This window comes from Roseobacter sp. HKCCA2468 (genome assembly GCF_037805105.1).
Lineage (GTDB): Bacteria > Pseudomonadota > Alphaproteobacteria > Rhodobacterales > Rhodobacteraceae > M30B80.
Window position 1 is genome coordinate 377,272 of record NZ_JBBLYN010000002.1, and the last position, 14,677, is coordinate 391,948.

General features: G+C 55.8%; 12 protein-coding genes. 4 read left to right on the forward strand and 8 right to left on the reverse strand.

Annotated elements, in window-relative coordinates:
• Nucleotide 1: 1 nt before the first annotated feature.
• The 7 genes from AAC620_RS08300 to hslO form a co-directional block, all read right to left on the reverse strand.
• The gene (locus tag AAC620_RS08300; RefSeq protein ID WP_340244187.1) at nucleotides 2-1,102 is read right to left on the reverse strand and encodes a calcium-binding protein; all 1,101 of its coding nucleotides are present in this window, start codon (nucleotides 1,100-1,102) and stop codon (nucleotides 2-4) included.
• Nucleotides 1,103-1,239: 137 nt separating this feature from the next.
• On the reverse strand, nucleotides 1,240-2,931 hold the full coding sequence (locus AAC620_RS08305; RefSeq protein ID WP_340244188.1) for a Y-family DNA polymerase: 1,692 nt from the start codon (nucleotides 2,929-2,931) through the stop codon (nucleotides 1,240-1,242).
• 71 nt (nucleotides 2,932-3,002) lie between these two features.
• Nucleotides 3,003-4,343, reverse strand: coding sequence for a lytic murein transglycosylase (locus tag AAC620_RS08310; protein ID WP_340244190.1), 1,341 nt, complete (start codon nucleotides 4,341-4,343; stop codon nucleotides 3,003-3,005).
• Nucleotides 4,344-4,390: 47 nt separating this feature from the next.
• The gene (rnr, locus tag AAC620_RS08315; protein WP_340244192.1) at nucleotides 4,391-6,649 is read right to left on the reverse strand and encodes a ribonuclease R; all 2,259 of its coding nucleotides are present in this window, start codon (nucleotides 6,647-6,649) and stop codon (nucleotides 4,391-4,393) included.
• Between the two features lie 44 nt (nucleotides 6,650-6,693).
• Nucleotides 6,694-7,860 (reverse strand): CCA tRNA nucleotidyltransferase, encoded by a 1,167-nt coding sequence (locus AAC620_RS08320; protein ID WP_340244194.1) that lies wholly within the window; start codon nucleotides 7,858-7,860, stop codon nucleotides 6,694-6,696.
• Complete coding sequence (locus AAC620_RS08325) at nucleotides 7,857-8,465, reverse strand: CoA pyrophosphatase (protein WP_445322455.1); 609 nt, start codon at nucleotides 8,463-8,465, stop codon at nucleotides 7,857-7,859. Before AAC620_RS08325 ends, AAC620_RS08320 begins: the two co-directional genes overlap by 4 nt.
• A 7-nt stretch (nucleotides 8,466-8,472) precedes the next feature.
• Nucleotides 8,473-9,474 carry an Hsp33 family molecular chaperone HslO gene (hslO, locus tag AAC620_RS08330; protein ID WP_340244195.1) on the reverse strand — a complete coding sequence of 334 codons (1,002 nt, stop codon included), beginning with the start codon at nucleotides 9,472-9,474 and terminating at the stop codon, nucleotides 8,473-8,475.
• A 262-nt stretch (nucleotides 9,475-9,736) separates the two neighbouring features.
• Between hslO and AAC620_RS08335 the strand changes: the two genes are divergently transcribed.
• The 3 genes from AAC620_RS08335 to galE all read left to right on the forward strand — a co-directional run bounded on the left by AAC620_RS08335 (nucleotide 9,737) and on the right by galE (nucleotide 12,082).
• The gene (locus AAC620_RS08335; RefSeq protein ID WP_340244197.1) at nucleotides 9,737-10,240 is read left to right on the forward strand and encodes a hypothetical protein; all 504 of its coding nucleotides are present in this window, start codon (nucleotides 9,737-9,739) and stop codon (nucleotides 10,238-10,240) included.
• 75 nt (nucleotides 10,241-10,315) lie between these two features.
• Complete coding sequence (locus tag AAC620_RS08340) at nucleotides 10,316-10,993, forward strand: glycosyltransferase (protein WP_340244199.1); 678 nt, start codon at nucleotides 10,316-10,318, stop codon at nucleotides 10,991-10,993.
• A 75-nt stretch (nucleotides 10,994-11,068) separates the two neighbouring features.
• Nucleotides 11,069-12,082 (forward strand): UDP-glucose 4-epimerase GalE, encoded by a 1,014-nt coding sequence (galE, locus tag AAC620_RS08345; protein ID WP_340244201.1) that lies wholly within the window; start codon nucleotides 11,069-11,071, stop codon nucleotides 12,080-12,082.
• Here galE and AAC620_RS08350 read toward each other — a convergent pair.
• Nucleotides 12,079-13,299: an argininosuccinate synthase gene (locus AAC620_RS08350; protein WP_340244203.1), complete on the reverse strand. Its 1,221-nt coding sequence runs from the start codon at nucleotides 13,297-13,299 to the stop codon at nucleotides 12,079-12,081. The genes galE and AAC620_RS08350 overlap by 4 nt on opposite strands.
• A gap of 131 nt (nucleotides 13,300-13,430) precedes the next feature.
• Here AAC620_RS08350 and ilvA point away from each other — a divergent pair, with 131 nt between their 5' ends.
• Nucleotides 13,431-14,669 (forward strand): threonine ammonia-lyase IlvA, encoded by a 1,239-nt coding sequence (ilvA, locus tag AAC620_RS08355; RefSeq protein WP_340244205.1) that lies wholly within the window; start codon nucleotides 13,431-13,433, stop codon nucleotides 14,667-14,669.
• The last annotated feature ends 8 nt before the right edge of the window (nucleotides 14,670-14,677 follow it).

Here is a 14,677-nt window from a genome sequence, read left to right on the forward strand (position 1 = left end):
CTTAATTTGTGAGGGTAATTGATCCCGCAGTAATTTGCGTAGGCGTAATGTTTTGCAAGGTCGCCACCAATGTGCCTGGCCCACCACCAAAGGACACAAGAACATTGGTGTTTGCGCCGTCTGCCACCAATTGCAAACTCGCCCCTGTCAGATCAGCCGAAGAACCATCTGCATTGGTCAGCAGCACTTGTAGCGTTTCGTTCGCGGTGAAATCGGTCACAGTTACAACGTTTTCTGTCAGCAGCGCGGCACCTGCCGCTTTGGTCACTTGAACGCCAAAGGCATCAACACCAGAGCCGCCTGTCAGAACATCGCCATTGTCGCCGACCAAGACATCACCCTCGGAGCCGCCATTCAACGTATCCGCATTCGCCGCGCCCGCCCCTGTTGTGTATTCGTCCAAGGCGGCCAGAGAATCTGCACCGCCACCGCCGATCAGGGTGTTGCGTCCGATCCCATCCACCAGACTGTCGGAGCCAAAGCCGCCATCAAGACTGTCATCTCCCACACCGCCAAAAAGCGTGTCATTGCCGGTGAAGCCTAGCAATGTGTCATTGCCTTCGCCGCCCCACAGAAGGTCGCCATCGCCCTCACCGACAATCGAGTCATTGCCCGTGCCGCCAGTAATCGTGTCCGAACCCGCGCCGCCCGAAAGACTGTCATCGCCGCCATTGCCCTGCATTTCGTCATTGCCGAAGCCGCCAAACAGCGTGTCATTGCCAAAAGACCCAAGCAGCGTGTCATCGCCGATATCGCCGAAAATTTCATCATTGCCAGCGCGGCCCGTAACGCTGTCATTGCCGGCGCCGAGGCGAATGAAGTCATCCCCATTTGACCCAGTGATCGTGTCATCACCGTCTTTTGCGAAGAGGGCCCCTGCGTCAGACATGGTTCTGCTATCTGCGCCATCTGTGAGATTGATATTGGGAACACTTGCCGATCCAGCGCCCGCACCTGCGCCAGCGCCTCCACCTGAGCTAGCACCAGAACCTGCGCCAGCGCCATTTGATGATGTGTTGTCGTCATCGTTAGTATCATCGGTAAGCACAGCATAGCCGATGCCCGCAGCCAAGATTGGCGCCATCAACAAAAGAGCAAGCATAGCATAAACCCCTAAATGCCATTATTCGGCCACAATCTTATATTTTTAGACATTATTAACCAAATAAAAAAATCCAATCCTTGGAAACGGATTGTTCGCAAATCAGCAATGCATTGAAATTATTTGAGTTTCGCCTTTTAGGTGAAGTCACCCTGAGCAAACCAACCGCCTGTTATCGCGCCCCCATGGGCATAAAAAAGCCATAATCTGGCGCCTTGCTCGGTGGTAATACACCAATAATCCCGCAATCCAGTGCGCCAATTGGGGTCATCAAGCCACCATTCTGGCGCGATTCTTTCAGGGCCGATATAGGATTTCACAGTGAAATTTTGTCGCCGCCAGGCAAAGCGAAATGGCGGTTCTGGGCTGTCGGGGGCATCAATAAATTCGGGCTTGAAGAGAGTTAAAGGGCGCGGAAGATGCGCGCGTGGCCATAGGCCCTCAAACGGGTCTGACCATGCGGCCGCAAGAGACTTCTGTGATTTTTCGGGCAGATGGCTTTCTGCCGGATGGGGTCGGGTGATTGCTTCTAGCCCAATCCTTGTGCCAATGCGCGTGACCAGATCGTCCAAGGCGCTGCGCGCCGCATGGGCGCGCGCGGAACTATCCCCGCCTTGATGTGGGATGGCATTGCGCGCCTCGGTTTGCAGCGCCTCAAGGCGGATCATATCAAAGGCTGTAGAAGGTTCTAAATCTTTGAGGCCTTGTTCCATCTGTAATTTCAACAGGCTGTAAACGGTGCGCGCATCGGTATGGCTGCGCGCAAGCCGCAAAGTGATATGACGGCGCGCTTCGGTCATTTCGGCAAGATCAAGACGTAGGCTGCGCAGATCTCGCCCTGCTTTGTCGAGCTTTTGACACAGCGCTTCGGTTAAACGCAGGATCGCTGCATCAAGATCATCACTTGTTCCAATGGGTTCGGGAAAGCTCATGCGCACCGCGAAATAGGGCGTGCTGCGCGCGGGCGAGACAGGTTCGGCAAGACTTCCCAAAGCTTGGTCAAGGCGCTGGAGTAAAAACGGGCCAAAGCGCCGTGCCAGACCTGCGCGGGGTTGCGCAAGCAGATGGTGAATCTGATGCAGGCCAAGCCGTGCCAACCCGTCTATCGTTTCGTCCCCAAGCCGCAAAGCGGCGATAGGCAAGGGCAAAACTGCCGCGCGGGTTTCTAACGGGGGGGCGATATGTATGGGCATCTCTTTGCTTTGGTGGGCGGGTGGCGCAAATTTTGGGCCCATGTCACGCCTGCGTAAAGCGGCGCGTGCCCGCGTGGCGCGCGCTTCTTGGCTGATGGCATCACCACGGGCTTGTTGCGCTCTGCCACGACCATGTCCAAAGCGGGCCAAGGCCCAAGCTGCCCCGCGCGTATCGGCAAGCCCGATTTCCGCACTCAGGCCCAATGCCGCGAGATCGGCGCAAATGGTCTCGGCCATGGCGGTTTCCCCACCAAAAAGATGAGCGCAGCCAGAAATATCCATCACCAGACCATCTGTCCCCTCCGCCGCGATCCAAGGCGAAAATTTCTCTGCCCATCGACACAGTGCCTTGTGAAAGGCTTGTTCTTGCGCGGGGTTTTGACTGCGGGTGATCAGATTTGCACATAGCGCCATAGCGGCGCTTAACGCCTGTCCACGATAAAGCCCTGCGGCTTGTGCTTTGGGGCAGAGCGAGGAGAGAACTTGCCGATTGCCCGCTTCCGCAATCACGGCAAGTGGTTGCAGGCTCGTGCCGCGATGCAGGCGCAAGATTTGCTCCGCAGCAAGATGCGGCAAATAGATCGACAAAATGCGGCGCGTTTTGGCACGGGCCATTTGGGGGGCGGGGGCGGACATTCGAAATCATCCATCAAATGTTCACATTTTGTTCTTATTTAGTCCGCATCCCAGAAAGAGTCGAGTCCCACCTATTGAAGGCGGCGTAAAAGATCGGGGCTGGCATAGCCATCAGGTAGGAGGCCGTTGGCAATTTGATAGGCGCGGATTGCTGCTACGCTATTGGGGCCAATCCGCCCATCGACCCCGCCTGTATCAAACCCTGCCGCGGTGAGTAGTGTTTGCAATTCTGCACGCTCACTCCGCGTTAGGACGCGGTCATTGCGGGGCCATGTGGCGCGAAACCCGTTTGAACGCCCCACGATCCTATCTGACAAATGACCCAGCGCGATCACATAGCTGTCAGCGGGGTTATAGCGCTCTAGGACACCAAAATTATCGTAGACCATAAGCGCCACACCATTCGCCCCAGCGGGGAGGAGCAGCGCAGAGGGCCCATGATCTGGCAAGGGCGTGCCATCCGCGAGGGTGACCGCGCGGTTGCGCCAAAAACTGGCACCGCGTTTTTCCTCACGGCTGGCAAGGCGATAGTCAAATCCTTGTGGCAAGCGCACCTCTAACGCCCAAGGTTGCCCGCGCCGCCATCCTGCTTCGCTCAGGAAATTGGCGGCTGAGGCCAAGGCATCGCGCGGGTCATCGCCCCAAATATCTGCGCGACCATCGCCCGTGTAATCCACCGCATAGGCTAGATAGCTGGTTGGCATGAATTGCGTATGCCCCATTGCCCCTGCCCATGACCCTGCAAAGGCGCGGGGGCTGACCGCCCCGATCTCTAGGATTTGCAAAGCGGCGAGAAGTTCGGCTTCGAAATAGGCGCGCCTGCGCCCTTCCCATGCCAGCGTGGCCAATGCGCGCAATGTGTCGGTGTTTCCACGGAAACTGCCATAGGATGTCTCGACCCCCCAAACGGCGACAACCACCTCTCCAGGAACGCCAAATTGAGATTCGATCCGCGCCAAATCTTCGCGCCACCTTTGGTAGTTGGCCCGCCCGCCTTCGATGCGTTGCGTGGAAACGGCGCTGTCAAGATAGTCCCAAATGGGGCGCACAAATTCGGATTGATTGCCATCAAGACGCACAACCTCGTCTAACGGGGTCATTCGGCCAAGGGCGGCATCTACCACTGCGGGCGAAATACCTTGTGCCACGGCGCGGGATGCGAAATCTGCGCGCCATTGAGAAAAACTTTCGCGGGGTGCAGGGTTGGATTGGGTGTTGAGCGTGGCAGGTCGTGGGTAAGGCAAGGGTGAACTGCTGACCGCTAATCCCTGAGCCAAGCTTACCTCTGCGCCAAGCAATGTCAAAATGGCGGCCATAGGCGCGCACCATTGCAAGGCGTTTTGCTTCACCTGCATTTTTCTTCCCCGATACAGACCAGCAACAGCCCGCTGGCGCTTGGTTTTGCCGCTCATGGACAAACCTAGCGCGCAGAATGCATTCCGCCTAGGGGCAATCGAGATTAGGATTTTCGCTTTTTCAATTTGCGCAATTTACGCTTTTTGGCTTCAGCTTGGCCCGATCTGCGCCCGCCAAAGCCGCGCTTGCCGCGTTTGCCGCCCGTGTTGGGGCGGTGTTGCGTGCCGTGAATTTCTAGTAGCTCAAGACCGATGCCGCCTGTGACTGGCAAGGCCTCCGTCAGGCGCACCAAGACGCGATCCCCAATACCTAAGGTTAAACCCGTATCCGCACCCATCAATGTCTGGGTGTCTGCATCAAAATGGAAAAACTCGCGGCCCAAGCTGCGCACGGGCAATAAGCCGTCTGCGCCTGTTTCATCCAGTTTCACGAATGCGCCGAACCGCGCCACACCTGAAATGCGACCTGTGAATTCCGCCCCTACGCGATCCTTGAGGTAGGCGGCCAGATAGCGGTCGGTCGTGTCTCGCTCCGCCACCATCGCGCGGCGCTCAGCTTCGGAGATTTGTTTGGCGGTGGCGTCCAGCGTTTCGATATCTTCGGCGCTCAAGCCATCCTTGCCAAAGCCGTGAGACGAGATCAGCGCCCGATGCACGATCAAATCGGCATAACGGCGAATGGGGGATGTGAAATGGGCATAAGCCCGCAGAGCAAGGCCAAAATGGCCGAAATTTTCGGGGTGGTAATAGGCCTGCTGCATTGAGCGCAAGGTTGAGATATTGATCAGCTCATCGTGATCCGTGCCCTCGGCCTGCGCCAAAAGCGCATTGAGATGGCGGGTCATCAACACCTGACCTTTCGCCAAAACAAGCCCCGCTGTGGCGGCCGTCTCGCGCAAAGCGTCCAGCTTGTCGGGATCGGGTTCTTCGTGAACGCGGAACAAGAGCGGCGATTTTTTCGCAATCAAAGTTTCAGCTGCGGCGACATTGGCCAAAACCATGAATTCTTCAATCAGGCGATGCGCGTCTAGCCTGTCGCGGAAAGCCACGCTTTCAACCTCGCCTTCTTCGGACAGAATGATACGCCGCTCTGGAAGATCAAGGTCAAGCGGTTGGCGGCGCGCCCGCGCCGTTTTGAGTGCCTCATAAGCCGCAAAGAGGGGCGCGATGATGGGCTCCATCAAAGTTTCGCAACGCGGGGTTGGGGCGCCGTCTTGGGCGGCCTGCGCCTCTTCGTAGGACAAAGATGCGACCGAGCGCATAAGCCCGCGATGAAAGCTTTGCGCCTTTTTCTCACCTGTTGCATCAATGACCATGCGCACGGCAAGACAGGGGCGCAAAACGCCCTCATGCAAAGAGCAAAGATCCCCCGACAGTCGGTCAGGCAACATCGGCACAACGCGATCTGGGAAATAGGCAGAATTGCCGCGCTTTTTTGCCTCGCGATCAAGCGCACTGCCCGCGCGCACATAATGCGCGACATCGGCAATCGCGACCCAGATGATATGACCACCTTTGTTCTTCGGGTCAGAGTCTGCATGCGCATAGCACGCATCATCATGGTCGCGCGCGTCTGAAGGGTCGATGGTCACGAAAGGCAGATTGGTTAAATCTTCGCGACCTGATTTTGACGCTGGTTTGGCTTTGTCAGCCTCTGCGATGACCTCGTCTGGGAAATTATCGCGCAGCCCATGTTCATGGATAGCAATAAGGCTGACCGCCTTCGGCGCGCTTGGATCGCCAAGCCGTGTCACGATGCGTGCCCGTGGCTGGCCCATGCGGGACTTTGGCCCTGCAAGTTCGGCCTCGACTAACTCGCCATCTTTTGCGGATAAGGTGGCATCTGAGGCCACGCGCCATTCTTTGTCTGATCCTTTGGTGACGGGCAAAATACGCCCACCTTCCGAGGTTGTGCGGAAAATACCAATGAATTTGCGGGGATTGGTGCCGATGCGCCGAATGAGGCGCGCGAGGTAACCGTGATCTTCGCCATGAACCTCTTGCAAACGAGCAAGGATACGGTCGCCTTCACACAAGGCAGGATCAGCCTCACGGGGAACATATAGAATTTTTGGCGCGTCCCCTTCGCCCTGCCATTCCATCGGACGGCAGAATTGATCCCCTGCGCTATCTTCGGCCAAAACTGTCAGGATGGCCACGGGTGGTAATTTATCGGGGTCGGCATAGGTTTTCTTGGTGCGGGGCAGATGGCCTTCTTCTTCAAGCTCTTTGAGAAGGCGCTTGAGATCAATGCGCGCGGCCCCTTTGATACCAAAAGCCTTCGCGATATCGCGTTTTGAACTGGCATGTGGATGATCGGAAATCCATTGCAGGATTTCGCTTTTTGATGGGATCGCGCTCATGGCACTGCCCTAGCATGGTGTGGGCCTGCCGTCATGGGGTAATCTTAAAGCGCCAAAAGATCGCGGCGGGTCAGGCGAAAGCCTGAAGCAATCCAACGTGCTTCTAACTCCGCAAGGGCTTTGCCCAAGTCTGGCCCCTGCAACTTGGGCATGAGATCGGCTGCGCGAATTGGAAACTCCGCCTGTGCGCCCAATGTTGCGGCTGCCCATTCCGACAGATCAAGCGGGGTTTCAAAGACGGCATGGCGCAGCATCAGCGCCGCGTGGGCCATTGTCTCACCATGGCGATAGCCCAATTCTGCGCCCGCCATGTCGCCCGTAGCTGTCTCGCGCAAAACTGCCACATTTTGGGCCATAGATTTGGATAGACGGAGTTCCGTTTGCAGATCTTCCCCCCCAATCGCGGCAAGCCTAAGGGCGGGGTCAGGTGCAAAGCCGCGTTCGGCCTCAAAATGCAAAACTGGGCCTAAGGCGCGCAGATTTGCGCCTGTGATGCAGTGGTGTAAAATTCCCGTTTGCTCCATCGCGGCCAAGGCGGGTGCGGGGTTTTGGGCGCAGAGAAGCTTGATCATCTCTGCCCCAATCCGTTCGCGGGACAACTGGTCTAGCCCATCTGCCAGTGCCGCACAGGCTGCGAGTATGTCGGGATCAAACCCTGCATCTGGTGGTGCGTAATGCGCATGAAATCGGAAGAAGCGTAAAATACGAAGATAATCCTCACGGATGCGGTGATGCGCCGACCCGATAAAACGCAACAGACCCTTGCGTAGATCGTCCAAGCCTTGGCCCGTGGGATCAGATATCGCACCGCCTGCATCAACATAAAGCGCGTTGATCGTGAAATCCCGTCGCATGGCATCCTCGGTTAAGCTTGTGCCAAAGGCTACGGTCGCGCGGCGGCCATGGGTTTCGACATCACGGCGAAAGCTGGTCACTTCATAACTTTCCCCTGATAGGATCAGGGTTACGGTGCCGTGTTCAACGCCCGTTTCCACGCATTTTACAGAGGCCGCTTGCGCCAATTCGATCACCTGCTGCGGGGTTGCATCTGTGGCGATATCAATATCCCCCACCGCGTGGCCCATCAGGTGATTGCGCACCGCCCCCCCCACAACATAGGCTTGGTGGCCTGCATCGCTCAAAAGTGCCAAGGCCGCTTGCGTGGTGCGATTGGAAAGCCAATCTGCGGATATGATAGGGGATTGGTTCATGTGATCCGATCCGCAAGAGATTTCAATATCCGCGCGGTCGCGCCCCAAATGTAATAGGGGCCATAGGGCACGGCATAGAATTTGCGCCACTGTCCCTGCCAGCGGCGGGCCTCTATACGGAAATTCTGCGGCTCCATCACGAAGGAAAGCGGGACGCGAAACACCTCGTCTACTTCGTTCGCTTCTGGCATTGCTGTAAAGGGCGCGGTGATTTCAGCCAAGATCGGGGTGATCAGATAGCCCGTGACTGTTTCATGCGGCAACAGATGGGACAGCACATTGACCTGTGCCGCAGGCAAACCGATTTCCTCATGCGCCTCGCGCAGGGCGGTGTGATCGAGGCTAGCATCAGTGTCGTCTTGCTTGCCGCCTGGGAAAGCAATTTGTCCAGGGTGATGGGCCAAATGCGAGGCGCGTTTGGTCAACACAACCTGTGGCGTGGCCCCAAAGGCTTCGATGCCGAAAAGCACAGCGGCAGGGCGCAGTTTGCGTCCCGCAGGCAATTTGATGTCAGGGTTCAAATCATAATCGGAGGAGGGTTTGGCGGGCCGCTCAAGCGCCGCCATGACCTGATCTAGAGTGATCTTTCCCGCCGCCCCCGCCATTGGCCGTTTACGCCTCTGGCACGGGTTTTGTCGCCTCGAACCCAAGGGTTTCGGGGTCGAATTCATAATGCGCCCCGCAGAATTGGCAATCGGCCAAGACCTGCCCGTCTTCCGTGGTCATATGCGCGATATCTTTGGCCGAATAGATCGACAGGCTTTGACGCACCCGCGCCTCTGAACAGGTGCAGCCAAACCGCACCGGCAGCGGATCAAAGACGCGTGGCGATTCCTCATGGAACAGGCGCAGCAAGAGATCCGTCTGGCTGAGAGAGGGGCCAATCAATTCAAACGTGTCTACAGTATCAAGAAGGATATTGGCGCGGTTCCAATTTTCACCCTCATCCTCATTGAGAAGATCGGTTGCGGCCAAAAGCCCTGCTTCCCCTGATCCGCCTTCGCCAGTCACATGCGGGCTTGCTTTGGGCATATGCTGAAGCATCACGCCGCCTGCGCGCCAATTCTCCCCCTCCTGCCCAGGGGTGGAGGAGCGACCATAGCCCAACATAAACCGTGTCGGTAATTGTTCGGATTGCGCGAAATAAGCCTCGGCACAACCGCGCAAAGCATCGCCCGTCAGAGGTGTGATGCCCTGATAGGGCGCGCTGCCCGTGCCCTGATCCAAAAGAAGCGCGAAATAGCCCTTGCCCGCCTGTGGAAAGGGTGCGGCGCTGTTGTCAAATTTGTCTTTGTCATAACTCGCATAGGCACGGATGCGGGCGGGTTTCCCCTCGCCTTCAGGGGCATAAAAATCTGTCGCGATCAAACGCAGTGGGCCATCACCGCGTAATTGCAGCGACAATTTCCAACGCAGTTTTATGGTCTGTCCGATCAAGGCGGTCAAAAGCACCATCTCGGCCACCATAGCCTCAACCCCTGATGGGTAATCATGTTGGCTAAGAATCTGATCCAGCGTCTGATCAAGGCGCACCACGCGCCCCCGAATATCGGAAGCGTCTAATTGAAATGGTAAAACCACATCATCCCAAGCGGCATCCGCGCCAACACTCATTCTCTTTCGTCCTTCGCCTAAAATTATCGCGCCTTTTCTGTCAGGGTCAGCCAAAGGCCGCGCCCCGTCAACCGCGGTCTGCTTTCATATAGGTCGTCCAAGGGCAAGACCCAAACCACGCTTTGGGCCGCAAAGCCGCCATGCGGCTGCCACAATCTGGGCAAATTTCGATGGTCATTTACGGGCCATAACTTTGATTTGGCTCTCATTGCGCGTGGCTTGCGCAAAAACCGCCTCAGGCTGCGAACGGGGTAAGGCGCATATGAAAATTTTGATTGTTCACCAAAATTATCCCGGTCAGTATCGAGAAATATTGTCTTGGCTGATTGCACAAGGTGGGCATGAAATTGTGTTTCTGACCCAAAGACAGGGCATTGCACCGCGCGATGGGATTAAGATTGTCAGCTATCCAACCCATCACAGACCCTCTGACGGCGCCTATGCTCTCAGTAAATATTGGGAAGAATGTTGTGGAAATGGCTATGGCGCGGCCGTTGCGATGCAGGCGATAAAGGCCGAAGGGTTCACACCTGACATCATCTTGGGACATATCGGCTGGGGTGAGTTGACCTTTGTGCGTCAGGTTTGGCCCGCATGCCCCGTCATTGGATATTTTGAATATTTCTTTCTCAATGAGGGCGGCAGCGTTGGCTTTGATCCTGAATATCCGTCTTCCAAAGACACGCCCTATATTATGCATGCGCGCAACGCGATGAACTTTGCCAATTTGGAAACGGTTGATCGAAGGGTTACACCCACGAAATGACAGCACGATACCTTTCCCAAGAGCTTCCATTCTAAATTTTACACTTGCCACGATGGCATCCGAACGGACAGGCTTATGGCTGATCCAGATGCCACAATCGGGCTGTCTCGGCTTGCGAAGAAACTGACGCGAGAGGATGAGGTTTTCACCTATATGGCGCGCAATTTGGAGCCTGTGCGCGGTTTCCACCAATTCATGCGCGCTGTGCCAAAAATCCTAGAGGCGCGGCCGAATGCAAGGGCGTTGATCATTGGTGGCAATGAGGCGTCATATGGCAAGAAATCGGATATCCAAGGGGGCTATCGCGCGCAAATGGAGCAAGAAGTGGGCAAAGACCTTGATTGGTCGCGTGTCCACTTTTTAGGCCGTGTGCCTTATGCGGATTATCGCACCATTATTCAGCTCTCGCGCTGCCACATCTATTTGACGGTGCCCTTTGTTTTGTCCTGGTCTTTGCTTGAATCGATGTCGATGCAGGCCCCTATTGTGGCCTCTGGCACGGCCCCCGAGCGCGAGGTGATCAAAGATGGCAAGACGGGGCTTTTGGCGGATTTCTTGAACCCTGATGAGATCGCTGAAAAGGCGATCCAACTTTTGTCGGATTACAAACTCTGTGAGAAACTCGGCAAAGCCGCCCGTGCCCATGTGGTGAAGTCCTATGACTTTGAAAAAGTCTGCCTGCCTCAGCATCTGCGCCAGATCAATGCGCTGGTTCCAAAGGCCAAAGCGATAGCGTTGCCCAAGAGCAAATAGTGATCTGGGGTTTGACCGCGCGGGTGTTTTCTGACAGCAGGATTGACAATACCGCAGTTTCCGCACGGGTGATCCATGGCAGAGCAAATTCTGGTAACAGGTGGGGCGGGCTATATTGGCTCGCATGTCGTGGTCGCTTTGCATGAGGCGGGCTATACCCCCGTCATATTCGATAATTTTAACAACGCCCGCCGCGATGTGCCTGTGCGTTTGGCGCAGATTATGGGCACGGCCCCAAGCGTTATTGAGGGGGACATCCGCGACAGTGCCTGCCTTGATCAGGCCTTTCAGGAACATGAAGTTGGCGGGGTGATTCATTTGGCCGCCCATAAAGCGGTGGGCGAAAGCGTTGCCAAGCCATTGGCGTATTTTGATAATAACGTGGGTGGTTTTTTGAACCTCCTCGGCGCAATGGAGCGAGCAGGGTGTAAGCGCCTTGTGTTTTCGTCATCCGCCACAGTTTATGGTGAGCCTGATGAAACCCCAACGCCCGAAACTGCGCCACGCCGTGCGATGAACCCTTACGGGCGCACCAAAATCATCTGCGAAGAAATGTTGCAGGATCTGTGCACAGCTGATCCAGAATGGGCGGTGGGTGTGTTGCGTTATTTCAACCCCGCTGGTGCGCATGGCTCGGCGCTGATTGGCGAAGACCCTGCGGATATTCCAAACAATCTGATGCCTTATATTGCCAAGGTGGCCACTGGCGCATTGGCAAAAATCTCGGTTTTTGGAAATGATTATGACACGCCCGATGGCACGGGCGTTCGGGATTATATCCATGTTGAAGATTTGGCCGAAGGCCATGTTCTGTCTTTGGCGCAGTTGCGGCAGGGGAACGGGCATTTGGTCAATCTAGGGACGGGGCGGGGGTATTCGGTCTTGGAAATGATCGCCGCCTATCAGCGCGCTACGAACCGCCAGTTGCCCTATGAGATTGTCGCGCGCCGTGAGGGAGATGTGCCAATTTATTGTGCCAAAACAGAAAAAGCCCGCGATCTGCTTGGGTTTGAAGCAAAGCGCGGGCTTGATGAGATGTGCGCCAGTTCTTGGGCTTGGATGCAGGCCCAAGAGCGCGGGAACGATTAACCTTTTAGGCGGCGATTGCGCGCGGCCAGCAGTTTCAAGCGCAGCGCGTTCAGCTGGATAAAGCCCTGTGCATCTTTTTGATCATAGGCGCCCGCATCCTCTTCGAAGGTCACATGGGCCTCGGAATATAGGCTGTGATCAGACCAACGCGCCACAGTGCGTGCCGCACCCTTATAGAGTTTGACGCGCACAGTGCCAGATACATGCTCCTGGCTTTTGTCGATCAGCGCTTGAAGCATTTCGCGCTCAGGGCTGAACCAGAAGCCGTTATAGATCAGTTCCGCATAGCGCGGCATGATGGAATCTTTCAGATGGCCCGCGCCGCTATCCAAGGTGATCTGCTCAATCCCGCGATGGGCCTCAAGCAAAATCGTGCCGCCTGGTGTTTCATAAATGCCGCGCGATTTCATACCAACAAAGCGGTTTTCAACCAGATCAAGCCGGCCAATGCCGTGCTTGCCGCCCAATTCATTGAGCTTGGTCAGGAGTGTGGCGGGGCTCATTGCGGTGCCATTGATTGCAACTGCATCACCGCGCTCAAACGTGATTTCCACCATTTCGGGCGTGTCAGGCGCGTCTTCAGGATGGACGCTGCGCTGATAGACGTAGTCGGGCGCTTCTTGTGCGGGATCTTCCAGCACTTTCCCTTCAGAAGAGGTGTGCAGCAGGTTTGCATCCACTGAAAATGGGGCTTCGCCGCGCTTGTCCTTGGCGATAGGAATTTGATTTTTCTCTGCAAAATCCAACAATTTTGTGCGGCTGGTCAAATCCCACAACCGCCAAGGTGCGATGACTTTGATGTCTGGGTTCAGTGCGTAGGCAGCCAATTCAAAACGCACTTGGTCATTGCCCTTGCCCGTTGCCCCATGCGAGATCGCATCGGCCCCAGTGGCTTCGGCAATTTCAACCAACCGCTTGGAAATCAGCGGGCGCGCGATGGATGTGCCAAGAAGATAAAGCCCCTCGTAAAGCGCATTGGCGCGGAACATCGGGAAAACGAAATCGCGCACGAATTCTTCGCGGAGGTCTTCGATGAAAATTTCGGACACGCCCAGCAATTCGGCCTTTTTGCGTGCGGGCTCCAGTTCTTCGCCTTGACCCAGATCGGCGGTAAAGGTGACGACCTCGCAGCCATATTCGGTCTGCAGCCATTTCAGGATGATGGATGTATCAAGACCACCTGAATAAGCGAGAACAACTTTCTTGGGCGCAGACATCGTTTAGCTCCGAATTTGAAAGGGATTGGCGCGCGATAACGGGTTTTGGCGAGGGACGCAAGTTGGCGCAGTATTCGCTTGGCGCCTTGCGTAGGCTAGACAGGGGGCAATCTTTAAGGCAGGCCTAGGGAATGAATGATTTTACACATAATGCCAAAGCCGCCGAACAGGCAATGCGCGCCTTGTTTGCGCCTACGCCTTTGCAGAAAAATATTTATTTGTCTGAGCGCTATGGCGCAGATATTTGGCTCAAGCGCGAGGATCTTAGTCCTGTGCGCTCGTATAAAATTCGCGGTGCCTTTAACGCAATGCGCAAGGCCTTGGCCGTGGATGCCACGCGCCGGCAATTCGTTTGCGCCAGTGCGGGCAATCACGCACAAGGCGTGGCCTATGTCTGCCAGCATTTTGGGGTTGAGGGTGTGATTTTCATGCCCGTCACTACGCCACAGCAGAAGATCGCCAAAACCCGTGCCTTTGGGGGGGGCAATGTGCGCATTGAATTGGTCGGCGATTATTTTGATGAGACATTGGCCGCAGCGCAGGGATTTTGCGCGCGCGAAGGCGCTCATTTCCTGTCACCTTTTGATGATGAAGATGTGATTGAGGGGCAGGCTTCGGTGGCTGTTGAGATGGTCGAACAACTGGGCCACGCCCCCGATTGCTTGGTGCTGCCTGTAGGAGGCGGGGGGTTGTCAGCGGGTATGTTGTCCTATCTCGGGCGTGATCAGGCCGTGACCTTGGTTGAACCTGTGGGCGGCCCAAGTCTGACCGCAGCATTGGCCGAGGGTGTGCCAAAGACGGTCAAAATTGAAGATACGTTTGTCGATGGCGCGGCTGTTGCGCGGATTGGTGAAAAAACCTTTGCGCGGCTCAATCATATCAAGCCTGAACGCGTACATTTGGCACCTGAAAACCGAATTTGCGTGACGATTCAAGAGATGCTCAACATCGAAGGCATTGTGCTAGAACCTGCGGGGGCCTTGTCGATTGATGTTTTGCCTGAAATTGCCGATGAGATTGCGGGTAAGTCGGTGGTCTGTGTGACCTCTGGCGGAAATTTCGATTTCGAGCGATTGCCCGAAGTCAAAGAGCGCGCAATGCGCTTCTTGGGCGTCAAGAAATATTTCATCTTGCGTATGCCGCAGCGCCCCGGGGCCCTGCGCGAATTTTTGAACCTGCTTGGCCCAGATGATGATATCGCGCGATTTGAGTATTTGAAGAAATCCGCGCGCAATTTCGGGTCGGTTTTAATCGGGATTGAAACAAAAGACGCAGCGCATTTTCCTGATCTTATGGCGCGGATTGAGGCGCGTGGATTTGCCTGTCGCGACATTACCAATGACGAGGTTTTGGCTGAGTTTCTGATTTGAAAAGCGCG

Bases quoted from the DNA above. Each gene is read 5' to 3' on its own strand.
- AAC620_RS08300 (WP_340244187.1), bottom strand. From the start codon at position 1,102: ATGCTTGCTCTTTTGTTGATGGCGCCAATCTTGGCTGCGGGCATCGGC.
- AAC620_RS08305 (WP_340244188.1), bottom strand. From the start codon at position 2,931: ATGTCCGCCCCCGCCCCCCAAATGGCCCGTGCCAAAACGCGCCGCATT.
- AAC620_RS08310 (WP_340244190.1), bottom strand. From the start codon at position 4,343: ATGAGCGGCAAAACCAAGCGCCAGCGGGCTGTTGCTGGTCTGTATCGG.
- rnr (WP_340244192.1), bottom strand. From the start codon at position 6,649: ATGAGCGCGATCCCATCAAAAAGCGAAATCCTGCAATGGATTTCCGAT.
- AAC620_RS08320 (WP_340244194.1), bottom strand. From the start codon at position 7,860: ATGAACCAATCCCCTATCATATCCGCAGATTGGCTTTCCAATCGCACC.
- AAC620_RS08325 (WP_445322455.1), bottom strand. From the start codon at position 8,465: ATGGCGGGGGCGGCGGGAAAGATCACTCTAGATCAGGTCATGGCGGCG.
- hslO (WP_340244195.1), bottom strand. From the start codon at position 9,474: ATGAGTGTTGGCGCGGATGCCGCTTGGGATGATGTGGTTTTACCATTT.
- AAC620_RS08335 (WP_340244197.1), top strand. From the start codon at position 9,737: ATGAAAATTTTGATTGTTCACCAAAATTATCCCGGTCAGTATCGAGAA.
- AAC620_RS08340 (WP_340244199.1), top strand. From the start codon at position 10,316: ATGGCTGATCCAGATGCCACAATCGGGCTGTCTCGGCTTGCGAAGAAA.
- galE (WP_340244201.1), top strand. From the start codon at position 11,069: ATGGCAGAGCAAATTCTGGTAACAGGTGGGGCGGGCTATATTGGCTCG.
- AAC620_RS08350 (WP_340244203.1), bottom strand. From the start codon at position 13,299: ATGTCTGCGCCCAAGAAAGTTGTTCTCGCTTATTCAGGTGGTCTTGAT.
- ilvA (WP_340244205.1), top strand. From the start codon at position 13,431: ATGAATGATTTTACACATAATGCCAAAGCCGCCGAACAGGCAATGCGC.